Annotated in this window: 18 protein-coding genes; 7 read left to right on the top strand and 11 right to left on the bottom strand. The window is 76.0% G+C overall.

The window, feature by feature from the left end; all coding sequences use genetic code 11:
- Positions 1–29: 29 nt before the first annotated feature.
- Together ACZ34W_RS15980 and ACZ34W_RS15975 are read right to left on the bottom strand one after the other, a co-directional pair.
- On the bottom strand, positions 30–2,729 hold the full coding sequence (locus tag ACZ34W_RS15980) for a DUF7824 domain-containing protein (RefSeq protein ID WP_465604396.1): 2,700 nt from the start codon (positions 2,727–2,729) through the stop codon (positions 30–32).
- Positions 2,726–4,111: an SWIM zinc finger family protein gene (locus ACZ34W_RS15975; RefSeq protein ID WP_465604393.1), complete on the bottom strand. Its 1,386-nt coding sequence runs from the start codon at positions 4,109–4,111 to the stop codon at positions 2,726–2,728. The genes ACZ34W_RS15980 and ACZ34W_RS15975 overlap by 4 nt, the downstream gene beginning before the upstream one ends.
- Positions 4,112–4,258: 147 nt before the next feature.
- On the opposite strand from ACZ34W_RS15975, the gene ACZ34W_RS15970 reads away from it, so the two are divergent.
- Both ACZ34W_RS15970 and ACZ34W_RS15965 read left to right on the top strand, forming a co-directional pair.
- Complete coding sequence (locus ACZ34W_RS15970; RefSeq protein ID WP_359839249.1) at positions 4,259–5,170, top strand: acyl-CoA thioesterase; 912 nt, start codon at positions 4,259–4,261, stop codon at positions 5,168–5,170.
- A gap of 108 nt (positions 5,171–5,278) precedes the next feature.
- A complete protein-coding gene (locus ACZ34W_RS15965; RefSeq protein WP_359804333.1) occupies positions 5,279–5,929 on the top strand; it encodes a TetR/AcrR family transcriptional regulator in 651 nt (216 codons plus the stop codon).
- Positions 5,930–5,935: 6 nt separating this feature from the next.
- On the opposite strand, the gene ACZ34W_RS15960 is transcribed toward ACZ34W_RS15965, so the two are convergent.
- On the bottom strand, positions 5,936–7,321 hold the full coding sequence (locus ACZ34W_RS15960; protein WP_465604388.1) for a sulfite oxidase: 1,386 nt from the start codon (positions 7,319–7,321) through the stop codon (positions 5,936–5,938).
- Between the two features lie 391 nt (positions 7,322–7,712).
- Between ACZ34W_RS15960 and ACZ34W_RS15955 the strand changes: the two genes are divergently transcribed.
- The 4 genes from ACZ34W_RS15955 (at position 7,713) to ACZ34W_RS15940 (ending at position 11,051) form a co-directional block, all read left to right on the top strand.
- Positions 7,713–8,504 (top strand): alpha/beta fold hydrolase, encoded by a 792-nt coding sequence (locus ACZ34W_RS15955; protein WP_465604385.1) that lies wholly within the window; start codon positions 7,713–7,715, stop codon positions 8,502–8,504.
- A 60-nt stretch (positions 8,505–8,564) separates the two neighbouring features.
- A complete protein-coding gene (locus tag ACZ34W_RS15950; RefSeq protein WP_329490632.1) occupies positions 8,565–8,951 on the top strand; it encodes a MerR family transcriptional regulator in 387 nt (128 codons plus the stop codon).
- A gap of 162 nt (positions 8,952–9,113) precedes the next feature.
- Entirely contained in the window at positions 9,114–10,751 is a 1,638-nt protein-coding gene (locus ACZ34W_RS15945) for a BCCT family transporter (protein ID WP_465604382.1), read from the top strand.
- Between the two features lie 120 nt (positions 10,752–10,871).
- Positions 10,872–11,051, top strand: a complete 180-nt coding sequence (locus tag ACZ34W_RS15940; protein WP_329490630.1) for a hypothetical protein — start codon at positions 10,872–10,874, stop codon at positions 11,049–11,051.
- Between the two features lie 121 nt (positions 11,052–11,172).
- Here ACZ34W_RS15940 and ACZ34W_RS15935 read toward each other — a convergent pair whose 3' ends face one another.
- A complete protein-coding gene (locus ACZ34W_RS15935; protein ID WP_465604380.1) occupies positions 11,173–12,864 on the bottom strand; it encodes a DUF2398 family protein in 1,692 nt (563 codons plus the stop codon).
- 225 nt (positions 12,865–13,089) lie between these two features.
- Here ACZ34W_RS15935 and ACZ34W_RS15930 point away from each other — a divergent pair, with 225 nt between their 5' ends.
- The gene (locus ACZ34W_RS15930; protein ID WP_465604378.1) at positions 13,090–13,854 is read left to right on the top strand and encodes a lysoplasmalogenase; all 765 of its coding nucleotides are present in this window, start codon (positions 13,090–13,092) and stop codon (positions 13,852–13,854) included.
- Positions 13,855–13,933: 79 nt separating this feature from the next.
- Here the strand turns inward: ACZ34W_RS15930 and ACZ34W_RS15925 are convergent, their stop codons facing one another.
- From ACZ34W_RS15925 to ACZ34W_RS15895, 7 genes are all read right to left on the bottom strand, one after another.
- The gene (locus ACZ34W_RS15925) at positions 13,934–14,548 is read right to left on the bottom strand and encodes a hypothetical protein (protein ID WP_359804326.1); all 615 of its coding nucleotides are present in this window, start codon (positions 14,546–14,548) and stop codon (positions 13,934–13,936) included.
- A gap of 170 nt (positions 14,549–14,718) precedes the next feature.
- Positions 14,719–15,522, bottom strand: coding sequence for an exodeoxyribonuclease III (locus ACZ34W_RS15920; RefSeq protein ID WP_329490626.1), 804 nt, complete (start codon positions 15,520–15,522; stop codon positions 14,719–14,721).
- 131 nt (positions 15,523–15,653) lie between these two features.
- A complete protein-coding gene (gene ggt, locus ACZ34W_RS15915) occupies positions 15,654–17,441 on the bottom strand; it encodes a gamma-glutamyltransferase (RefSeq protein WP_465604376.1) in 1,788 nt (595 codons plus the stop codon).
- A 94-nt stretch (positions 17,442–17,535) separates the two neighbouring features.
- A complete protein-coding gene (locus ACZ34W_RS15910; RefSeq protein ID WP_329492339.1) occupies positions 17,536–18,597 on the bottom strand; it encodes an ROK family glucokinase in 1,062 nt (353 codons plus the stop codon).
- Positions 18,598–18,638: 41 nt separating this feature from the next.
- Entirely contained in the window at positions 18,639–19,472 is an 834-nt protein-coding gene (locus ACZ34W_RS15905) for an ATP-binding cassette domain-containing protein (RefSeq protein ID WP_329490624.1), read from the bottom strand.
- Positions 19,469–20,500 carry an ABC transporter permease gene (locus ACZ34W_RS15900; RefSeq protein WP_359804323.1) on the bottom strand — a complete coding sequence of 344 codons (1,032 nt, stop codon included), beginning with the start codon at positions 20,498–20,500 and terminating at the stop codon, positions 19,469–19,471. The genes ACZ34W_RS15905 and ACZ34W_RS15900 overlap by 4 nt, the downstream gene beginning before the upstream one ends.
- Positions 20,497–21,516 carry a substrate-binding domain-containing protein gene (locus ACZ34W_RS15895; RefSeq protein WP_329490622.1) on the bottom strand — a complete coding sequence of 340 codons (1,020 nt, stop codon included), beginning with the start codon at positions 21,514–21,516 and terminating at the stop codon, positions 20,497–20,499. Before ACZ34W_RS15895 ends, ACZ34W_RS15900 begins: the two co-directional genes overlap by 4 nt.
- Positions 21,517–21,671: the final 155 nt, after the last annotated feature.

Genomic DNA, 21,671 nt, shown 5'->3' with positions numbered 1-21,671 from the left:
GGCCGGGGCTCCACGGGTCACCCGGGGCGTCACCCCGCCAGGATGTCGCGCAGGGCGCGGGCCTCCTTCACCAGTCGGGCGGTACCGGGCCGGGCCGCCGCCTCCGTCACCTCGGGGATCGGGCCCCGGGCCGAGCTGCGCCGGGCGCAGTCGGCGGCCAGCGCGACCAGCTCACCGGTGCCCCGGCCCGCGGCGCCCGCCAGCACGGCCGGCAGCGCGGGCGCCAGGACCGACCAGACCGTGCCGTACGCGCCGGTGTCGGCGGCCGCGGTCAGCGCCTGGGCCAGCCGGTTGGGCTTCACCGTGCCCTCGGTGACCAGCTCCCCCAGCTCACGGCCGAGCAGCCCGCCGTCGAGGCACCCGCGGGCGGCGAGGACGAGCAGGGCGTCCACCGCGGCCGTGCGGTCCTCGGGGAAGCGGGCGCCCAACCCGTACGCCAGCGCCAGGTGGAGCGCGAGACCGGCCGGTCCGCCGGCCTCGGCGAGGACGGGCAGCAGCCCGGCGGCGCCGCGCTGCTCCCGGTCGGCGCCGTCGGCGAACCCGTCGAGCCAGCGGGCGGCCAGCTCCTCCCGGTGGTGCGGCAGGACGGCGGCCCAGTGCGCGGTCGGCCGCCAGAGCCACTCGTCCTGGGCCGACGCCCGCACCACGCTGGGCTCGGTGGCCGCCAGCAGCGCCCGGAACTCGGCGCCCAGCCGCTCGCCGGCCGGCCCCCGCGGGCCCGCCCCGACGCCGGGCTGGGCGACGCAGATCCGCTTGACGCCCTCCCACTGGTGCTCCCGCCGGCGCTCCCAGAAGAACGACCGGGCGCCGGCGTCTCGGGCGGGCGGCGCGAACCGCACCCGTTCGGAGGGCTGGCCCGGCAGACCGCCCTCGCGCAGCCAGCGGGCCGTCCAGCGCCCGGCCGGCGAGGTCAGCCGGTCGGCGGCGGCCAGCACGGCCTCGTCCGCGGTCACGGTGAGCCGCAGCAGCGCCGCGTGCAGATCGGCCTCCCCCGGCTCGACCCCGGCCTCCTGGTAGCGGCCCAGCCGGTCGACCAGGGCCCGCGCCGACAGCGCGCCGGTGGTGTCGGTCGGGGTGGCGAGCAGCAGCGGCGGCCGGTCGGCCATGACCCGCTCCGCCGCCTCGGTCAGCCGGACGGCGAACACGTTGCCGTACACCGTGTTGTGCCCGCCGCGCAGCGGCACCGAGTTCTTGTCCCGGAAGACGGCGCCGCGCAGGCGCGGGTCCGCCGCACCGGCGATCACGGCCGCGACGTACAGCACGTCCTCCGGCCCGCAGTCGTGCCAGCGGCCGAACCCGGTCCACGGGTGCACCCTCAGCACCGGCGCCAGCGCCTCGGCGAGCGCCGCGCGGTCCAGGTGCGCGTGCCGGACGAGGCCGTCCAGGGTGCGCTCGAAGTCCGCGACCTCGGGCTGCGCGGCGGCCAGCAGCACGGACAGCTCCTCGGCGACCTCGGCGGCCGTCGCGATCGGCTCGCCCAGCGGCCTCGGCACCGGAGCGGGCGGGAGCAGCTCGCTCCAGCCGGTGTCCGGGTCGTCGCCGCCGACCGGCGCGCCCAACAGCTCGCCCGCGCGGGCGTGGTGGGCCGGGTTCAGCCCCTCGGCGGCGAGGCGCAGGTCGGGCAGCACCGCCTCGCCCGCCGCCCGGAGGTGGCGGGCGACCACGGCGAGGGCCCGCTCCTGGAGGGCGGAGTCGGGCTGGCCGAAGGCCTCGGCGGCCGCCAGCACCACCGGGCCGGCGCGCTCGGGCGAGCGCTTCGCGGCCTTGTCCAGCCAGCCCAGTTGGGCGCGCACCAGCTTCTTCTCGGTCCGGAACAGCACCACCGCCGAGGCCTCCGCCAGCACCTCGGGCTCGACCAGCCCGGCGGCGTCCAGCTCGGACAGCACCTGCTGGGCGTGGCCGGCGATCACCGAGAGCGTGTCCAGCATGGCCACCAGACTCCGGACCTGCTTCGCGTACTCGTCCGGGCTCGGCGCGAGCGCCGCCAGGACGCCCAGGAAGGCCCGCTGGTCACCCGGCTTGCCGCCGCGCACCAGCCGGGCCAGGCAGCGGTCGATCAGCTCGGCGCGGTCCACCCGGCCCTCGGCCGCCAGCGCGGTGAGGGCGGCGGGCCAGGAGTCCCCGGGCCGCTCGGTGCGCCGGTGCTCGAACCGCCAGCCGACGTCGGCGAGCTCGAACACCCGGGGCGCCAGCAGCGGGGTGAAGGCGTCCTCGCGGAGGTGCTCCAGCAGCGTCCGGCTGCGGTCCCGGCGGCCGTCGTCGGCCCCGACCCGGTCGAGCCACTCGCCGGTGAAGGCCTCGGTGGCCGGCACCGGGCAGCCGGTCCGCCGGACGGTCCGCTCGATCAGCGGGTAGAGGTCCCAGCTCCAGCCGGAGCCGCGGCGGGCCGCCAGCCGGTTGACCACCTCGATCTGCCACTCGACCGGCTGGGCCTCGACGACCGTGCCGAGCGCCGGGTGGCGGGCGCAGGAGCGGCCGGCGAAGTCCCGCCCGCCGATCCAGGCGGCGGCGCCGGCCGGCCCGGCGTGGCAGCCTGCGCCGGCCACCAGCACCGCCCCGGCCCGCGCGGTCGCCGCGGTCGACCACTCGCCGCGGAGCTCCTTGCGCAGCTCCTTGAGGGCCGGCAGACAGGCCCTCCGCTCGGCCGGGCCGAGCGCCGCGACCAGCGCCGGCACCTGCGGGGTCCGCCCTTCGCGAACCGCCCGCAGCAACTCCTCGACGCCGCTCACGCGCCCGCCTCCCGCCCGCTCGCGACCCGCTCCCGCACCACGGCGACCGCGAGCGCGTGCTTGCACGGACCGCGCCCGCCCCGGTACTTGGCCCACCAGAGGCAGGTGCAGCTCACCCGGCCCGCCTCGTCCGTGCGCACCCGCTGGTGGTGGTCGTCCACGGTGACCTCGGCGAGCGCGCCGCCCGGCTCCAGCCGTACCGCGCCCGCCGCGACCAGCGCGTGCGCGGCCCGCAGCCGCGGGTTCCGCGCCTCGGCCCGGCCGGCGTCGTACGGCAGCTGGCGGTGGAAGTAGGCGGCCTCGGCGGTGTCGTAGCCGATCTGCCCGGCGGTGCCGAGCCTGGTGAGGGCGGCCCGGACCCGGGCCGGGGTGAGCCCGGACTGCTCGGCGAGTTCGGCGACGTCGATCCGCGGCTCCCAGGCCAGCAGCACCGCGACCAGCTCGGCGTCCTGCTCGGCGGCGCCGGTGGCCAGCGCGCCGAGCACGCCGCCCTCCCCGGAGAAGCCGCGTGAGGCGTCCGGCGAGAGGGTGAGGGTGAGGCGCATGCCGGGCAGCACCACCTCCCAGGCGGAGGCCGCCGGGGCGTCGCCCGCGACCGGGCCGTACACCCGCAGGGCCAGCGCGTGCCGCAGCACCCGCTGGAGCGCCACCAGCCGCTCCGGGCCGGGCAGGAAGACCGCGCCGGGGACGGGCCGGGTGGTCGGGCGCAGCGTCCGGCCGGCCGGGACGACCCAGCCGGCGGCGGACCGGGCCCGCCCGCCGCCGCGCGGCAGCGAGCGCAGGAAGCGGACCGCCTCGGCGGCGGGCAGCTCGGCGCGCAGGTCGAAGGCGGCGGCCGTCACCTGGGTCTCGGCGAAGCCGCGCACCCAGCGCTCGGGCAGCGGGACCTTCTTCTCGACGACCGGTCCGTCGAAGGTGGTGACCTCCAGTGCGTCGGGCCCCACCGCGAGGTGCAGCGGCTCGGCCGGACCGATCCGGGTGAGCGCCTCCCGCAGCGGGTTGTTGACGTCGACGTTGGTGGTGCCGTGGCCGATGTCGTCGCCGTCGAGCCCGGCCCGGAGCACGTCGAGTCGGGCGTAGACGCCGCAGCAGCCGGAGAAGGACTCGAAGCGCAGCCGGTCGCCGTTGGCGGTGACCACCGGGTCGAGCGAGGCGCGCAGCAGCGGCTGGTAGTAGCGGGCGGCGGCCACGTCGGCGACCGCGAGCAGCGCGGCGGCGGCCGGGGCCGGGTCGGCCAGGAAGCCCGCGAAGAAGCGCGGGTTGGCGACCGCGCCGAGCGGCGTGGTGCCGCCGGAGGTCTCCAGGGCGAGGCGTGGGCCGTCGGCCCCGTCGAGAACGGCGGACGGGCGCAGATAGGCGTACGCGTGTGCGGCTTGCGTCATGCGGAGCACGCTAGGAGGGGCGACTGACAATCCGTCGGAGAGCGCCCGGGCCGAGGCCGGTACTGGAACAGGTTCTATCAGGCTGCCTCCGGTCCCCGGGTTACCCCGGTCACACCGCCGGACGGCGGCTTCTGCCACTATGTCCCCGTGACCGACCTGACCGAGAAGGAGAGACCGGCCGCCGACACCGCCGGCTCGTTCGCCGAGCTGCTGCGGATCGAGCGGCTGGACGAGAACACGTTCCGGGGGTGCTGCCACGCCGGCGCCCCGATGCGCGCCTTCGGCGGCCAGGTCGCCGCGCAGGCGCTGACCGCCGCCGGGCACACCATCGGCGACGACCGGGACGTGCACTCGCTGCACAGCTACTTCCTGCTCCCCGGCGACCCGTCCCGGCCGATCCGCTACGAGGTCGACCGGGTCCGCCAGGGGATGTCCTACGCCACCCGCCGGGTGACCGCCGTCCAGGGCGGCGAAGCGATCTTCACGCTCTCCGCCTCCTTCAAGCGGCCCGAGCCCGCCGCCGACCGCCACCGGGAGATGCCGGCGCTGCCCGGCCCGGAGGAGTTGCCGGACGCGCTGGCGGGCTGGGACGCCGAGGCCCGCGCCGCGCTGACCCGCACGGGCGGCTTCGGCTCGCTGGACCTGCGGTTCGTCCCGCCGGACGCACCCGGCGTGCCGCCGGCCGTCCCGGGCATGCCGCAGCAGTTCGTCTGGCTGCGCACCGCCTCCCCGCTCCCCGCCGGGGACCGGCTGCTGCACGTCTGCGCGCTGACCTACCTCTCGGACCTCACGCTGGCCTCGACGGCCGGGCTGCACGTCCAGCCGAACTTCTTCCAGCGCACCGAGCCGCCCCGGCTGATCATGGCCTCGCTGGACCACGCGATGTGGTTCCACCGCCCGTTCCGGGCCGACGAGTGGCTGCTGTTCGCCCAGCGCAGCCCCTCCTCCTCGGACGGCCGGGGGCTGTCGCTCGGCGAGTTCTACGACCGGGACGGCCGGCTGGTCGCCTCCGCCGTCCAGGAGGCCCTGATCCGCGACCGGGCACCCCGGGCGCACTGACCCCGGTTCCGCGCCGCCGTCCGCCGGCCGCCGGTGGACGGCGGACGAACGCGGGGCGACCGGTCGGCGTCATACTCCTGAGCGGTTCCGAGCCGTATCATGGTGCGGGTGACCAAGGTTGACCTGTCACCACGACCGGTGGAGGCGATGTCTCCACGTCAGCTCGAACGCCGCGAGTCCCTGATCGCGGCCGCGCTCGCCCTGGTGAACGAGATCGGTGTCGAGCGGCTGCAGATGAAACAGGTCTGCGAGCGGTCCGGAGTCGCCCTCGGGACGGCGTACCGCTACTTCTCCTCCAAGGACCACCTGCTGGCCGCGGCCATCGCCGAATGGCACCGGCTGCTGCTGGCCGACCTGGTGGCGGAGCTGCGCGGACCGCGGGCCGGGCTGGGGGCCACCGACCGGGTGGTGCGCTTCGTGCGCGGAGGCATGCGCGCCTACCAGCGCCAGCCCGAACTGGCCCGGCTCAGGGTGGCCGTCGCCGCCTCCACCGACCCCTTCGCCAGCGAGGCGCTGCAGGGCATGGCCCGGGCCGACAGCACCGCGCTCCAGGCGGTGATGGCCGAGGTGCCGGCCGCCGCGAGCGACCTGGTGCGGCACATCGTCGGCCACGCCTGGCAGGGCGAGCTGACCGCCTGGGTGACCGGCCGCACCACGCTCGGCGACGCCCGGCGGCGGCTGGAGGACGTGGTGCGGCTGGTGCTGACCCCGTACGAGACGCCGTACGAGGCGCCGTACGAGGCCAGCCCCACCGGCTGAGCGGCGTCAGGCGACCGTCACCGGGTGGACCACCACCGCGTCGAACAGGTAGCCCTCGCGGTTGAACACGGACGTCGCGGGCTGGGTGTTGCCGCGGCGGTCGGTCGCGCGCGCCCGCAGCTCGTACGGGCCGGTCCGGTCCGGGCGCCAGTCGAGGCTCCAGCGCGTCCAGTTGTCGGCGCGCGGCTCGTCCCGCAGCTCGGCGCGGTGCCAGCGCCGGCCGCCGTCGGTGCTCACCTCGACCCGGCGGACCGGCGCCGCGCCCGACCAGGAGCGTCCGTACAGGCGGTGCTCGCGGCCCGCCGCCAGCACCGCGTCACGGGCGAGTTCGAAGGCGCTCTTCACCACCTGGGTGGTGACCGGCGCACTTCCGCCGGCCGGGTAGTCAGGACCGAACATCCGGTAGAAGTCGGTGTTCCAGGGCGAGTACAGCGGCTGGTCGGCGACCTCGATCGAGCCGACCCACTTGATCGAGGCGATCCCGATCCAGCCCGGCACCACCAGCCGCAGGGGCGCACCGTGGTCGGGCGTCAGCGGTTCGCCGTTCATCTCGTAGGCGAGCAGCACGTCGTCCAGCGCCTTCGCGACCGGCAGCGGGCGGCGCACCCGGCCGAAGTCGACGCCACCGCTCACGTACGCCGGGTCGAGGCCGCTGGGCAGCACGTCCACCGCGTCCCGGGTCAGCCCGGCCCGGTGCAGCACCTCGGCCAGCCGCACGCCGCGCCACTGGGCGGAGCCGACCCCGCCGAGCGTCCAGGGGGTGCCGGGCACGGGCTGGTTCTGCTGGGTGGCGTAGAAGCTGCGGCCGTTGCCGGCGCACTCGATCAGGGCGCTGATCCTGGTCGAGGGCAGGGCGCGCAGGTCCGCCAGGCCGAACTCGACCGGCCGCCCGGCGTCCGGACCGCCGCGCAGGCCGCTGCCGAAGAGCCGCAGCCGCCAGCTGCCGGCGTCGATGACCGGGGTACTGGTGTGGTTGCGGACGAAGAACCGCTCCACCGGGACGTGCCGGCCGATCGCGCCCTCCGCGTCGCGCAGCGCGTCCCAGCGCATCTCGGCGTTGGTCCCGCGCGGGAGGAACCACTCGGCGGGCAGCGGCTTCACGATGCCGGGCACGGGGGACACCGTACCCGCGAGGGCCGTGGACGGCTCGGCAAGCGCTCCCGGCGCGGCGGTCGCGGTCCGCGCCCGGGCGCGGTCCGGGACGACCAGCCCGCCGGCGGCGGGTGCGGCGAGCACCCCGGCGGCGGTGAGCATCCGCAGCAGGGTCCGGCGCTCGACGCCGTCGGCGCGGGCCTCGCCGGCCGACCACTGCCGGCGGCGGAGCCGGTCGTAGGCGGCCTCGCCGGGGATCGGGCTCGCGGGGGTGGTCCGAAGGGGGTTCGCGGTGGGCACGGGCACACTTCCGTTCGGTTGCGGCGGACGGTCGGGCGGGCCGCGCGGCCGGGCGGGCGGGGACGGGGCGCCGACGGCGCGGGTCCGCTCCGGCCCGGCGCGGGGCGCGCGGGCGGGGCTCAGCGACAGCGGTCGGTGCGTCTGGCGCGGCGGGCGACGGCCCGGCGGGCAGCGGCGCTCCGGACCGGGGCGGCGGTCCGCCCGGTCGGTCTCGCGGCGCTCGGGCCTCCGGTCACGCCCGGATCATACGATCGCGAACCGTGTCGCGTCCGCCGATCCCGCCGATCGACGCCGCGCGGACGGTCCGGCCCGCACCGGACTTGACCTTCACACCGGTGTGAACTCCTAGCGTGCCGGTCACCGAGCCATCCAGGTGAACAGGAGCCCCGCCATGACCGAGCCGTCCCCCGCCACCCCGCCCGCGCTGGCCCGGATCGTCCGGGGCTCCGGCCCGGGCCTGCTGCTGGCGCACGGCGCCGGCGGCAGCGCCCGGGACAACTGGGGGCCGCTGCTGGACGACCTCGCCGCCCACCGCACCGTCGTCGCACCCGACTTCCCCGGCTCCGGCGACACCCCGTTCGAGCCGGCCGGGCCCTCGCTCGACGAGCTGGCGGACCGGCTGGTCGCCGCCGCCGTCGAGGAGGGCCTGGAGAGCTTCGACCTGGCCGGGTACTCGCTCGGGGCCGCCGTCGCCGTCCGCGCCGCCACCCGGCACCCGGCCCGGGTCCGCTCGCTGCTGCTGCTCGCCGGGGTGGCCGGCGGCGACCACCGGCTCCGGATCACCGCCGAGCTGGCGGCCGGCCTGGCCGACCACCCGGAGCTGCTGGCCCGTTTCGTGCTCGCGGTCGCCTTCGGCGAGACCTGGGTCGACGCGCTCACCGCCGAGCAGCTCGCGGACCTGCGCGCCGCGCTGCTCACCCCCGTCCCGGCCGGCTACCGCCAGCAGTTCGGCCTGGCGGGCCGGGTCGACGTGCGCGGCGACCTGGCCCGGGTCACCGTGCCGACGCTGGTGATCAGCACCACCGAGGACATGCTGGTCGCGCCGAGCCAGCACCGCGCCCTGGCCGAGGGCATCCCGGGCGCCCGGCTGGTCGAACTCGCCAGTGGCCACCTCCCGGTGGTCGAGCGCCTGCCCGAACTGCGCGCGCTGCTGCTGGACTTCGTGACCGGTCGGCCGGCGTAGCGACGGCCCCGCCGCGTCCGGGCCGGGAACAGCCCGGCCCGGACGGGCGTTCGCCCGGTCATGCGCATCGGAGAACTCGCCCGCCTGACCGGGGTGTCCACCCGCCTGCTGCGGTACTACGGGGAGCAGGGGCTACTCGAACCGGACCGGTCGGCCGCCGGCTACCGCGAGTACCGCGAGGGCGACCAGATCCGGGTGCGGCAGATCCGCGGCCTGCTCGCGGCGGGCCTGTCCACCCGGGTGATCGCCGAGATCCTGCCGTGCGCGAGCGGCCCCGTCCCGGCCCTGGAGGCCTGCCCCGACCTGCTCGCCACCCTCCGCGGCGAGCTGGCCGAACTCGACACCCGGATCGCCGAGCTGACCCGCAGCCGGCAGGCCCTGGCCGGGTACCTGGACACCGCCGCCCCGACCACCGGGCCCTCCGCCCGCGCGTACGCGGCCGCCTGACGGCCCGCGGCCCGGCGCGCCGACCCTCGCCCTGAGGCCCGTCCGGTCGCCTCTCCCCGGCGTGCCCTCCCCCCGGCGCCCCCGAGGACTGGACATAGTACGACATGTATCCATTTTCCGATCGTGTCGCCGACCGTCCAGTACGCCAGGAGAGGGACCTTCATGAGCAGCCAGCCACCAGGCCCGGACGAACCCGCCGCGACCCTCCCCGTCGACCGGACGGTGTTCGGCGTCAGTGCCGTGCTGGTGCTGGGGGTGGTCGCCTGGGGCGTCCTCGCCGAGGACTCGCTCGGCCGGACGTCCGACACCGCGCTCGGCTGGGTACTGCACAACTTCGGCTGGCTGTTCGTGGTCGCCGCCGACGTCTTCCTGGTACTCACCGTCCTGCTCGCGTTCAGCCGCTTCGGCCGGATCCGGCTCGGCCGTGACGACGACGAGCCGGAGTTCTCCACCCTCGCCTGGGTCGCGATGATGTTCAGCGCCGGCATGGGCATCGGCCTCATGTTCTACGGCGTCGGCGAACCGCTCCAGCTCTACGCCGCGCCGCAGCCCGGCTCCGACCTGGAGCCGCAGAGCCCGGCCGCCGCCCAGCAGGCGCTGGAGTTCTCGCTCTTCCACTGGACCCTGCACCCCTGGGCGATCTACGCGGTCGGCGGCCTGGCGCTCGCCTACACCACCTTCCGCAAGGGCCGGGGCAACCGGATCTCCGCCGCCTTCGTCCCGCTGATCGGCGAACGCGGCGCGAACGGCTGGCCCGGCCGGGCGATCGACCTGCTGGCGGTGTTCGCGACCGTCTTCGGCTCGGCGACCAGCCTCGGCCTGGGCGCCCTCCAGGTGGCGGACGGCCTCGGCTTCATCTCCTCCGTCGAGAACACCGAACGCACCCAGCTGGTCATCATCGGCTCGCTGACCGCCGCCTTCGTCCTCTCCGCCTTCTCCGGCGTGCACAAGGGCGTCAAGTGGCTCTCCACCTCGAACGTCGTGCTGGCCTCGCTGATCATGCTCTTCGTCTTCGTGTTCGGCCCGTCGGTCTTCGTCCTGGACGCGATCCCGTCCACCGTCGGCGGCTACCTCTCCGACCTGGTCGCCATGTCGACCCAGACCGGCGCCTTCACCGACGAGAGCTGGCTCGGCTCCTGGACGATCTTCTACTGGGCCTGGTGGCTCTCCTGGGCGCCGTTCGTCGGCACCTTCATCGCCCGCATCTCGCGCGGCCGGACCATCCGGCAGTTCCTCACCGGCGTGCTGCTGGTCCCCAGTGGGGCGACGGTCGTCTGGTTCTGCGTGATGGGCGGGACGGCGATCCGGCTGAACTCCACCGGCGAGGCCGACCTGGTGGCCACCATCCCCCAGGGCGCCGAGGCCTCGCTGTTCGAGATGCTGCGCTCGCTCCCGCTCGGCTCGGTGACCAGCGTCATCGCGGTCCTGCTGGTGATGACCTTCTTCATCACCAGTGCCGACTCCGCCTCGCTCGTGCTCGGCTCGCTCTCCAGCCGGGGCTCGCTGCACCCGCGCACCTGGCTGGTGGTGGTCTGGGGCGTGCTGATGGGCGGGGTCGCCGCCGCGCTGCTGCTGGCCGGCGGGCTCACCGCGCTGCAGAACGCCACCATCCTGGTCGCGCTGCCGTTCGTGGTGGTGATGCTGCTGCTCTGCGTCGCCCTGGTGAAGGAGCTGCGCGAGGATCCGGCGGCCGGGCCCTCGCGGTTCCACGCCGCGCACGGCCTGCGGGACGCCGTCCGGGTGGCCGTCGGCGAGGCGATGGCCGACGCCCGGCGGGGGCCGCGACCGCCGTCCCGGTGACCGCCCCGGATCCGCCCCGCTCCGGGGCGGGGCGGATCCGGCACGAACCGACGCTTGGCCCCCATCCGGACTTCACCCGCGCGTACCGCTCGTTCACGCCGCCCTGGAACGCTCCCTGTCATGAACGCCAACCCTCCGGCGACCCTCCAGGATCCGCGCTTCCCGCTCCCGCAGCGCCACCGCCGCTTCCTGGCCTGTGCCGCCGTTCTCGCCTCCGTCGCCCTCGGCACGCTCGGTGTGGGAGCCACCGTCGAAGCCGCCCAGCACGGCCCGCTCACGGCGGCCACCGCCCGACGATGACCCGCTGATCCCGCCGCCCTCCCCGCCCGACCCCAGGCACCGCCGTCCGGCCCACCGGCCACGGACGCGGTGCTTCTGTCGTCCCCGGCGCGCGGCCCGCTCGACGGCGGGCCGGTGGCGCTCAGGCCCGCTGCTCCGCCCGGGGGCCGGCCGGGGCCGCCACCGGGGTCTCCCGGCGGGAGTGCCGGCCCGTCCCCGGGGCCGGCCGCAGATCGGGCGCCGGAGCGAAGCGGGCGGCGGGGGCGCGCAGCAGCCAGCCCGGCGGCCGGGTGCCGCGCGGCGTGGGGGTGATCAGGCCCATCCGGTGCAGCAGGTCGAGGGCGTCGCGGCGCAGCGCGGTGCGGTCGGCGAGGTAGTCGCGCCGCCAGCCGGCCGGCAGCCCGTACTCGTCGGCGATGTCCCCGAGGACGCCGTCTATCAGCGCGTCCGGGATCGGGACGTCCGCGCCGGTGGCCTCGCCGGGGAGCGGCCGGACCTCCTCGACCAGGCGCTCGACCAGCAGCAGGGCGGCCTGGGCGAGGGTGCCGGCCCCGGGCAGGGCGAGGTCGGTGAGTTCGTCGGCGGGGTCGAGCAGGGCGACCCCCTCGGCCCGCAGTTCGGCCTCCAGGCCGAGGAACTCGGCGAGCGCCGCCGGGCCGGTCCGGCGGTGGAGGTCGAGCCAGTCGCGCTGGTCCGCGGGCAGGTCGGCGGCGAGCACGGCGGGGGTCTCGGCGAGGCGGCGGCGCACGGCGGTGCCGGGCTCGGCCCCGGCGGCGCGGCGGATCAGGTCGGCGGCGTCGTCGGCGAGGGCGGGCGGGCCCGCGGGTACGGCGCGGGCCAGCTCCCGGTCGACCGTCAGGACGACGCCGTCCGCGCTCCGGTCGGCGGGTATCTCGCCGAGCACCTGCCAGTCGGCCAGTGCGGCGAGCGCCATCGCGAGGTCGGCGGGCGTGGCGGCCGGACCGGGCGCGGCGTCCCGCATCGCCGCCAGCAGGGGACCGAGCGGGAGCCGTTCGGGGGCGTCCACCAGCAGGGACAGCGCGAGGGCGAGCTGGGCGTAGCCGCCGGGGGTGAACGGCGCGCCGGTGCCGGGGTGTTCGAGCCGGCGGGCGGCGCCGGGGCCGAGCCCGGCCTTGTAGAGGCGGGCGTGCCAGGGGCCGACCACCAGGCGGTAGCCGAGCAGGGTGTCGAACTGGCCGGTCAGCCAGTCGCGGTGACGCCGGATCAGCGGAAACCCGTCGGCGTGCGGCCCGGAGGCGGTGACCAGCGGGTGGGCGAGCAGCAGCCGGGCGGCGATCCGGCGCTCGGCGGCGGCGGAACGGTCCTGCGCGCCGGCGGCCGAGCGGGCCGGCTCGGGCTTGCGGTGCTTTCCGGGCAGACCCGGCTTGGCTCCTGAGCGGACGACGGGCAGCGCCCCCTCGTCCCGCCGGGCCCGGCGCTGGCGGCGCGCCGGCCGCGGCTCGCGCACCCGCAGCGCGGCGGGGGCGTGCGCGGTGGGACCGTGCCACCAGCTGACGGCGTCACCGGCCGCCGCCTCCGGACCGGTCACCGGCTCGGCCGGGACGCCGAAGTGGCGGGCCGGGTAGAGGCCGAAGGTGGCGACGCAGAGGTCGTCGGCGGTCCCGGGATCGGCCTCGGCGAACCAGTGCGCCAGCCGGAGCAGCCCCGGATCGGGCGAGAGGACAGCCCCTCCGGTCTCCTGCGGAGCGTCAGGACCGGCTTCGCGTACGGCGACGACGGCGACGGTGGTGCCCTGCCCCGCCCCGCCCGTGCGCCCGTCCGACGTGCCGCCGGCCACCCGCGTGGTGCCGGCCGCGTACTCCTGCTGCTCCATGTCGTGGACCAGACTAGACGGTGGGCGCGGCCGCCGGTGGCCCCAACCGGAGCTCGCGGCGAATTGGTCCGCGCGTACCCCGCCGGAGCGGCCCCGGCCGTCGGCGCGCGCTGGCCTACGCCCGGGTAGTACTCGCGGGTAACCCGGCCTTCCCCGGGCGGACCCGGTCGCCTAGGGTGCGGACGAACGGGCCGCCCGCCCCCACCCACCGGAGGACACCGCCGCATGAGCATCCGCACCACCACCCGCGCCGCCCTCGGCGGGCGCCTGCGCTCCGCCACCGGGCTGCTCACCGGCTTCGCCGCCACCTCGGCGGCCCACCTGGGCGCGCTGCTCACCGACACGCCCGCCCTGCGGCACGCCACCAAGCCGGCGCTGATGCCGCTGCTGGCCGCGCACAGCGTCACGGCCGCCACCGCGGCCGGGCGGGAGGCGCCGAAACTGCTGGCGCCCGCGCTGCTGCTCAGCGGCGGCGGGGACGTCCTGCTCCAGCTCGGCGACGACACCGCGTTCCTGGCCGGGATGGGCTCCTTCGCGGCGGCACACGTCTGCTACGTGACGATGTTCGTCCGGCAGGGGGCGCTGACGGACCGGCGGCGTGCGCTGATCGTCACGGCCGCGTACGCGACGGCCTGGGCCGTGATGGTGGGCCGGCTCTGGCCGGACCTCGGCGGCCTCCGGACGCCGGTGGCCGGGTACAGCCTGCTGCTCGCCTCGACCGCCGTCACCTCGGCCGGGCTGGGGTGGCGCACCGGCCTCGGCGGGGCGCTCTTCCTGCTCTCCGACACCCTGATCGCCACCAAGCTCGCGAAGTGGCGCGAGCTGCCCGGGCACCAGTTCTGGATCATGGCGACGTACCTCCTGGCCCAGTACCTGCTGGCCTCCGGCCTCCTGCGGGCCGCGGAGACACCGGAGACCCCGCGGGCTCCCCGGGCGTCCACGGCGGCCGGGGTCACCGGGGGCTCCGCGGCCCGGGCCGCGACGGCCTGAGACGGGCCGGTGCCGCCGGACCGTTCGGTCCGGCGGCACCGGGGGGCGGGCCCGAGGGCCCCGGGTGCGGGGCGCGCCTTCAGGCGGACCCGGCGCCGCCGCGTCGCCGCAACAGCCAGAATCCGCCGATACCACCGACCACCAGCGCCGCGCCGCCCGCCAGCTCGGCGGGGTCGGCCGCGACCGAGCCGCCGAGACCGGTCTGCACGGCGCCGTGCGGAGCGACCTGCTGGCTGCCCGCGCCGGACTGGCCGAGCGAGCCGGCCCACTCCCCGGCCGCCTTGCCCCACTCGCCGAGGCTCTGGCCGGGCGAGGAGGAGGCTCCGGAGGACGCGGCGACGGTGGTCACCGTGACGCTGGTCGAGAAGGCGGCGCCGTCGGGGCAGGTGCCGTCGACCTTGCTGTCGCCGCCGGCCTTGCCCGCCAGCCGCGCGGAGCCGGTGTGCCGGCCGTCCGATCCCAGGGTGAGGGTGGCCGGGCCGCCCTCGAAGGCCTGGGAGCTCGCGGTGATGGTCTTGGCGTCGGGCTTGTCGGACTTCTCGCAGGAGACCGTGACCGTCACGGTCTGGCCCGGTGCGGCCTGGGACGGGCTGACCGTGGCGGCGCCGTCCTTGGCCAGCGCGAGGGGGGCCGTCAGGCCGGTCAGCACCGTCGCGCCGATCAGGGCGGCGGCGGCCGTACGCGTGGGGCGCATACCGGAACCTCCGGGATTCTCGGGCGCGGCCGGGGACTCCGAAGTCCACGTGATCGAACAACCACACCCAGTCATTCACCGACGGTAGGCACACACCCGGCGCCCGGCCACCGCTCTGGCCCGTTCGGGCGAGCCGCCGCTACGGGGCGTGACGCCGGGCCCGGCCGGGCTCAGAGGTCCAGGTCGACCACGACCGGGGCGTGGTCCGACGTCCCCTTGCCCTTGCGGGCCTCGCGGTCCACATAGCTGTCCGTGACGGCGTCGGCGAAGGGCTTGTTGGCGTAGGTGAGGTCGATCCGCATGCCCCGGTTCTTCGGGAAGGCCAGCTGGCGGTAGTCCCAGTAGGTGTACGGGCGGTCGTACTTCAGCGGGCGGGGCACGACGTCCTGCAGACCGGCCTCGCCCAGGGCGGCGAGGGCGGCGCGCTCGGCGGGGGTGACGTGCGTCAGGCCCTCGAAGGCCGCCACGTCGAAGACGTCCTCGTCGGTCGGGGCGATGTTGAAGTCCCCGAGGACGGCGAAGGGGCGCTCCCCCGCGGCGTCCTCCAGCGAGGCCAGGCGCAGGGCCTCCAGCCACTCCAGCTTGTAGCGGTAGTGGGCGTGGTCCACCTCGCGGCCGTTGGGCACGTAGACCGACCAGACCCGGACCGGGCCGCAGGTGGCGGCGATGGCCCGCGGCTCGGTGTCGGGCAGCAGGGCGCCGTCGGCGAGGAAGCCGGGCTGGCCGGGGAGGTCGCGCACCACGTCCTCCAGACCGATCCGGGAGACGATGGCCACGCCGTTCCACCGGCCGGTGCCGTACGCGGCGGTCTCGTAACCGAGCTCGCGGACCGGCTCGTAGGGGAAGGCGTCGGTGGAGCACTTGAGCTCCTGGAGGCAGAGCACGTCCGGCTTGGCGCTCTCCAGCCATTCCAGCAGCTTGGGCAGCCGCGCGGTGACGGAGTTGATGTTCCAGGTGGCGATGCGGACGGTCACGGCGGGCGGCCTTCCCGGTGGTACGGACGAGGGTGGGCGCCCGGCAGGACGCCCACCCCGAATCTACCGCCCGGCACCGACAGGCCCGTGGGCCCGCGGGCCCAGGGGCCACCGCCGTCAGGCGTCGGGCGTCAGGGCGCGGGGCGCACCACCGCCGCCGCGCCGCCGCCGCGCCGCACCGGCTCGGCGGCCGCCACCCAGCGGCCGTCCGGCAGGCGCTCGACGCCGGTCGCGGCGCCGATCTCGGGCGTGCTGGTGAACACGTGGCCGAGCGCCTCCAGCCGGGCCCGCTCGGGCAGGTCCAGGAAGGCCGGCTCGGCTTGGGTGGCGGCCGTGTTGCGCTGGCTGGCCCGCGGCGCGGCGATCGCCTGCTCCAGGCCGAGGCCCCGGTCCAGGCGTCCGAGCAGGACCTGGAGGGTGGTGGTGATGATGGTCGCGCCGCCGGGCGAGCCGGCCGCCAGCACCGGCTCGCCGTCGCGCAGCACGATGGTCGGCGAGAGCGAGGAGCGCGGGCGCTTGCCCGGCCCGGCGAGGTTCGGGTCCGGCACCCCGGGGGTCAGCGGGGTGAAGTTGAAGTCGGTCAGCTCGTTGTTGAGCAGGAAGCCCCGGCCGGGGACGGTGATGCCGCTGCCGCCGGTCTGCTCCAGGGTGAGGGTGTAGGAGACGACGTTGCCCCAGCGGTCGGCCACGGTCAGGTGACTGGTGCTCAGGCCCTCGTAGGGCTCGGGCTGGGCCGCGCCGGTGTTCGCGCAGTCGGCCGGGTGGCGCGGGTCGCCGGGGGCGAGCGGGCTGGTGAGCGCCCGGTCGGGGCTGATCAGGCAGGCCCGCGAGGCGACGTACCGGGGGGAGAGCAGCTCCTTGGCCGGGACGTCGGAGAAGGCCGGGTCGCCGACCCAGCGGTTGCGGTCGGCGAAGGAGATCCGGGAGGCCTCCAGGAAGTGGTGGTAGTACTGCGTGTCGTCGTACCGGCCGACGTCGCCGTCCTCCAGGATGCCGAGCGCCTCGCCGACGGTGGTGCCGCCGGAGCTGGACGGGGCGATCGAGTAGAGGTCGTAGTCGCGGTAGGCCACGTGGGTGGGCTGCTGGCGGCGCACCTGGTACGCGGCCAGGTCGGCGGCGTCCACCTTGCCGGGGCGGGCGTTGCGCCCGGAGGCCGGGTCCACCGGCGGGTGCTGGATGGTCCGGACGATGTCGGCGCCGAGGTCGCCCCGGTAGAGCGCCGCGGTGCCCTGCTCGCCCAGCTGGCGGTAGGTGGCGGCGAGCTCGGGGTTGCGGAACGTGGAGCCGACCGCGGGGAGCTTGCCGCCGGGCAGGAAGAGCTTCGCGGTGGCGGGGAAGTCCTTGAACCGGTCCTGGTTGAGCGCGGTCTGGTCCTGGAAGGTCTGGTCGACGGTGAAGCCCTGCTCGGCGATCCGCCGGGCCGGCTTCAGCGCGTCGGCGAAGGAGCGCTTGCCCCACTGCCGCACGGCCGTCTCCCAGGTCGCCGGGGAGCCGGGCACGCCGACCGACAGCCCGCTGGTGACGGCGTCCGCGAAGGCCAGCGGCTTGCCGTCCTCCAGGAAGAGCGAAGCGTCGGCCGTCCGGGAGGCCGTCTCGCGGCCGTCGAGGGTGGACACCCGGCCGCTGTCGTGGTCGTAGTAGACGAAGTACCCGCCGCCGCCGATGCCGGCCGAGTACGGCTCGGTGACACCGAGCGCCGCCGCGACGGCGACGGCGGCGTCCACCGCGTTGCCGCCCTTGCGCAGCACCTCGATGCCGGCCGCCGTGGCGTCGGCGTCCACGCTGGCCACCGCGCCGCCCCAGCCCACCGCCTCGGGCACCTTCGGCGGCGGGGCTGCCGCCCCGGCCGGCCCGGCGGCGGAACAGACCAGGGCGGTGGCAAGCAGGAGCGGCGGGGCGATTCGGGCCAGAGCTCTCATCCGGAGGCCTCCTGAGTCGACGTCAACTCCGTTCTTTCACAGGAGGCATGGCCCGGACAACAGGGCGCCGCGACTACCGGCGGGTAGTCCGGCGCTACAGCACGCTGCGCTCCACCCGGCGCCGCTTGATGGTGCGGAAGCGACGGGCGACCTGGCGGGCGAGGTCGGCGGCGCCGACCAGGCCCGCCTCGTTGCCCAGCGCCGCGTGCGCGATGGTCGCCTCCGGCCGGAAGCCGCGCCCGGTGAGGGTGCGGCGGAAGGCGTCCCGGGCCGGGGTGAGGAGGAGGTCGCCGGCCTCGGAGACGCCGCCGCCGACCACGAAGCGGCCCGGGTCCAGGGCGGCCGCGAGGTTGGCGATGCCGACCCCGAGCCAGGTGCCGACCTCGTAGAGCAGCTCGACGGCGGTCGCGTCACCGGCCCGGGCGGCCTCGGTGACCAGCGGGCCGGTGATGCCCTCGACCGCGCCGCCGGCCCTGGCCAGCAGCAGCTGGACCACCGGCGACTCCTCGGCGACCAGCTCGCGCGCGTCGCGCACCAGGGCGTTCCCGGAGGAGTACTGCTCCCAGCAGCCCCGGTTGCCGCACGGGCAGCGGTGGCCGCCGGGCACCACCTGCATGTGCCCGAACTCCCCCGCCAGCCCGTACTTGCCCCGGTCGACGTAGCCGTCGCGGACCACCGCGCCGCCGATGCCGGTGCCGAGGGTGAGCATCACCATGAGGTCCTCGCCGCGCCCGGCGCCGAACCGCCATTCGGCCCAGGCCGCCGCGTTGGCGTCGTTCTCGACGATCACCGGGAACCGCAGCCGCTCGCTGAGCGCCTGCTGGAGCGGTTCGTTGCGCCAGTTCAGGTGCGGGGCGAAGAGCACCCGGGAGCGCTCGGCGTCCACCCAGCCGGCCGCGCCGATGCCCACCGCGTGGACGTCGTGGCGGTCGGCGAGTTCGAGCACCAGCTCGACGATGACGTCCTCGACGACCCGGGGGCTCTTGCTCTTGTCGGGGGTGTCGGTGCGCAGCTTCTCCAGCACCTTGCCCTCGCCGTCCACCACGCCCGCGACCACCTTGGTGCCGCCGATGTCGACGCCGATGGTGGGCAGCCGCAGGAGGCCGGCGGGCAGGGCCCGGCGGCGGCGCTCGGCCCGCGGCCCGAGGCCGAGCAGGCTGGGCAGGACCGGTGGCCGGGAGGCGGCGTTGGGGGTGGTCACGGCTGCGGACGCTCCTCACGGGGATCACGGGAGTCACGGGGTTCAGGGGTGTCGGTGCCCGGGCGGGCCAGCTCGTGCGAGAGCTCCTCCAGGTCGGAGCCGCCGGCCATCTCGGTGGTGAGCTCCTCCAGGCCGATCTCCGCCCGCGGGTGGCTGCCGGCCATCCGGCCCCGCTTGAGCAGGGTGAAGTGGTCGCCGACCAGGTAGGCGTGGTGCGGGTTGTGGGTGATCAGCACCACCCCGAGGCCGGCGTCGCGGGCGGCGGTGACGTACTTGAGCACCACCCCCGACTGCTTGACGCCGAGCGCGGCGGTGGGCTCGTCCAGGATCAGCGCCTCGGCGCCGAAGTGGACGGCCCGGGCGATCGCCACGCACTGGCGCTGGCCGCCGGAGAGGGTGCCGATCGGGCGGTCGACGTCGTGCAGGTCGATGCCCATCCGGGCGAGCGCCTCCCGGGTGGTGGCGCGCATCCCGTCGGCGTCCAGGCGCAGTCCGCCCCAGCGCCGCAGGCCCCGTTCGGAGCCGAGGAAGAAGTTCCGCCAGACGGGCATCAGCGGGACGACCGCGAGGTCCTGGTAGACGGTGGCGATGCCGCGGTCCAGCGCCTCGCGCGGGGAGCCGAAGCGGACCTCCTCGCCGCCGACGGTGAAACGGCCCTCGTCGTGCCGGTGCAGCCCGGCGATGATCTTGATCAGGGTGGACTTGCCGGCGCCGTTGTCGCCGAGCACGCAGCTGATCTCGCCGGCCCGCAGCGTGAGCGAGACGTCCTGGAGCGCCCGGACGGAGCCGTAGGTCTTGCCGACGCCTTCGAGGCGGAGCAGCTCGGTCATCGCGGTCCCCGTTCGGCGCGGCGCTTGACGAAGGTGTTCAACAGGGCGGCGAGCAGCAGCATCGCACCCAGGAAGAACTTGAACCAGTCGGGGTTCCACTGGGCGTAGATGATGCCCTTGCTCGCCATGCCGAAGATCAGCGCGCCGAGCGCCGAGCCGACCACCGAGCCGTAACCGCCGGTGATCAGGCAGCCGCCGATGACGGCCGCCACGATGTAGATCAGCTCGTTGCCGACGCCCTCGCCCGACTGCACGGTGTCGAAGGAGAACAGCAGGTGCTGGCCGAGCACCCAGGCGCCGAAGCCGACGCCGAGGTAGAGCACCGTCTTCGTCCGGGCGACGGGCACGCCGACCGCCCGGGCCGCGGCCGCGTCGCCGCCGACCGCGAAGATCCAGTTGCCGAAGCGGGTCCGCAGCAGCACCCAGCTGCCGACCAGCAGCAGGCCGAGCCACCACCAGACGGTGGCCTTGATCGTCAGCCCGCCGACGGTGACCTCGGAGGCGAACAGCCAACGGCAGGCGCCGAAGCCCTCCATGTCGGAGATCGGCTTGGTCGAGACGGTGCCGGAGACCAGCTTGGTGACGCCGAGGTTGGCGCCGGTGAGCATCAGGAAGGTGCCCAGGGTGACGATGAAACTGGGCAGCTTCGTCCGGCTGAGCATCCAGCCGTTGAAGCCGCCGACCGCCAGCGTCACCAGCAGCGAGACCAGCACGCCGACCCAGGTCACCGCGGTGAGCTGGTAGGACACCATCGACGAGGTCAGCGCGGCGGTGGTGACCAGCACGCCGGCCGACAGGTCGAACTCGCCGCCGATCATCAGCAGCGAGACCGGGACGGCCATGATCCCGATGGTGGAGGCCGCGTACAGCACGGTGCCCAGCGAGGAGACCCGCAGGAACGGTTCGGCGACCGCGGCGAAGACCAGGAAGACCGCGGCGGCGGCGATCAGCGCCCCCAGTTCGGGGCGGGCGAGCACCCGCCGCAGCGCCGCCGGGCGGTCCTGGACGAGGAGGTCGGTGGTGCTCAACGCGTCCCCCTCGCGACGTACTCGGCGAGGGCGTCGGCGTCGTCGCGGGTGAGGATCTGCGGCCCGGTCAGCACGGGCTTGCCGCCGCCGAGCATGTCCAGGTTGGAGCGGTAGAGCCAGAGCAGGTCGACGCCCTCGTAGCCCTGGAGGTAGGGCTGCTGGTCGACGGCGAAGCCGACCGAGCCGGACTTGAGGCCGGCCACCACCTGGGTGCCCAGGTCGAAGGTGTCGAGCTCGACGGGGCGGCGGGCGTCCTGGATCGCCTGCAGTCCGGTGGCGGCCATCGGCCCGGAGAGGGTCAGCACGGTGTCGATGGCCGGGTCGGCCTGCAGCTTGGCGGAGACGGCGGCCCGGGCGTCGGGCATGTTGACGCCGTCCACGTAGAGCACCTGGAAGGCCCCGCCGGCCTTGGACTGGGCGCCGGAGCAGCGCTGCTCCTGGCCGACGTTGCCCTGCTCGTGGATCACGCAGAGGACGTTCTTGCGGCCCCGGCCGGCGAGCTCGGTGCCGGCCGCCTGGCCGGCGGTGGACTCGTCCTGGCCGATGTGGGTCAGCGCGCCGAACCGGGCGGAGTACTCCTGGCCGGAGTTCACGGTGATCACCGGGATGCCGGCCGCCTTGGCCTTGCCGAGCACGTCACCGAGCGCGTCGCCCTTGGCGAGGGTGACCAGCAGGCCGTCGACCTTCTGGTCGATGGCGGCCTGGACCAGCTGGACCTGGTTCTGGGTCTGGGCGTCGTTGGAGTACAGGAAGGTGATGTTGTCCTTGGCGGCGGCCTGCTCGGCGCCCTTGCGCACGGTGTCCCAGAAGGCGTCGCCGGCGCCGGCGTGGGTCACCATGGCGATCTTCCAGCGCGGGGTGGTGACGGCACTGCCACCGGCGGCCGCGGCCTGGCTGCGGGCGTGCTCGGCGCGGAGGCCTCCGGTACTGCTGCAGCCGGCCACGGCGGCCAGCACGGCGAGGACGGCGCAGGCGGGCCGGAACCGGCGGAAGGGGCGAAAGCGGGTTGTGCTCATCCCCATAGTCTCGCTGCCCGCCGCGCGCGGCATCGCACCGCCTCGCCCGCCGCCCGGATCCGCCCGGGCGGTATCGTGCCCCCGGTGGCGTTCCTGGGAGTCCGCTGGGCGCAGCGTCCGGGTGCGGGCCGTCAGGGTGGCAGACTGGTGCGGGC

The organism is Kitasatospora sp. NPDC022856 (assembly GCF_055561235.1).
This window is presented reverse-complemented; position numbering and strand designations above follow the sequence as displayed.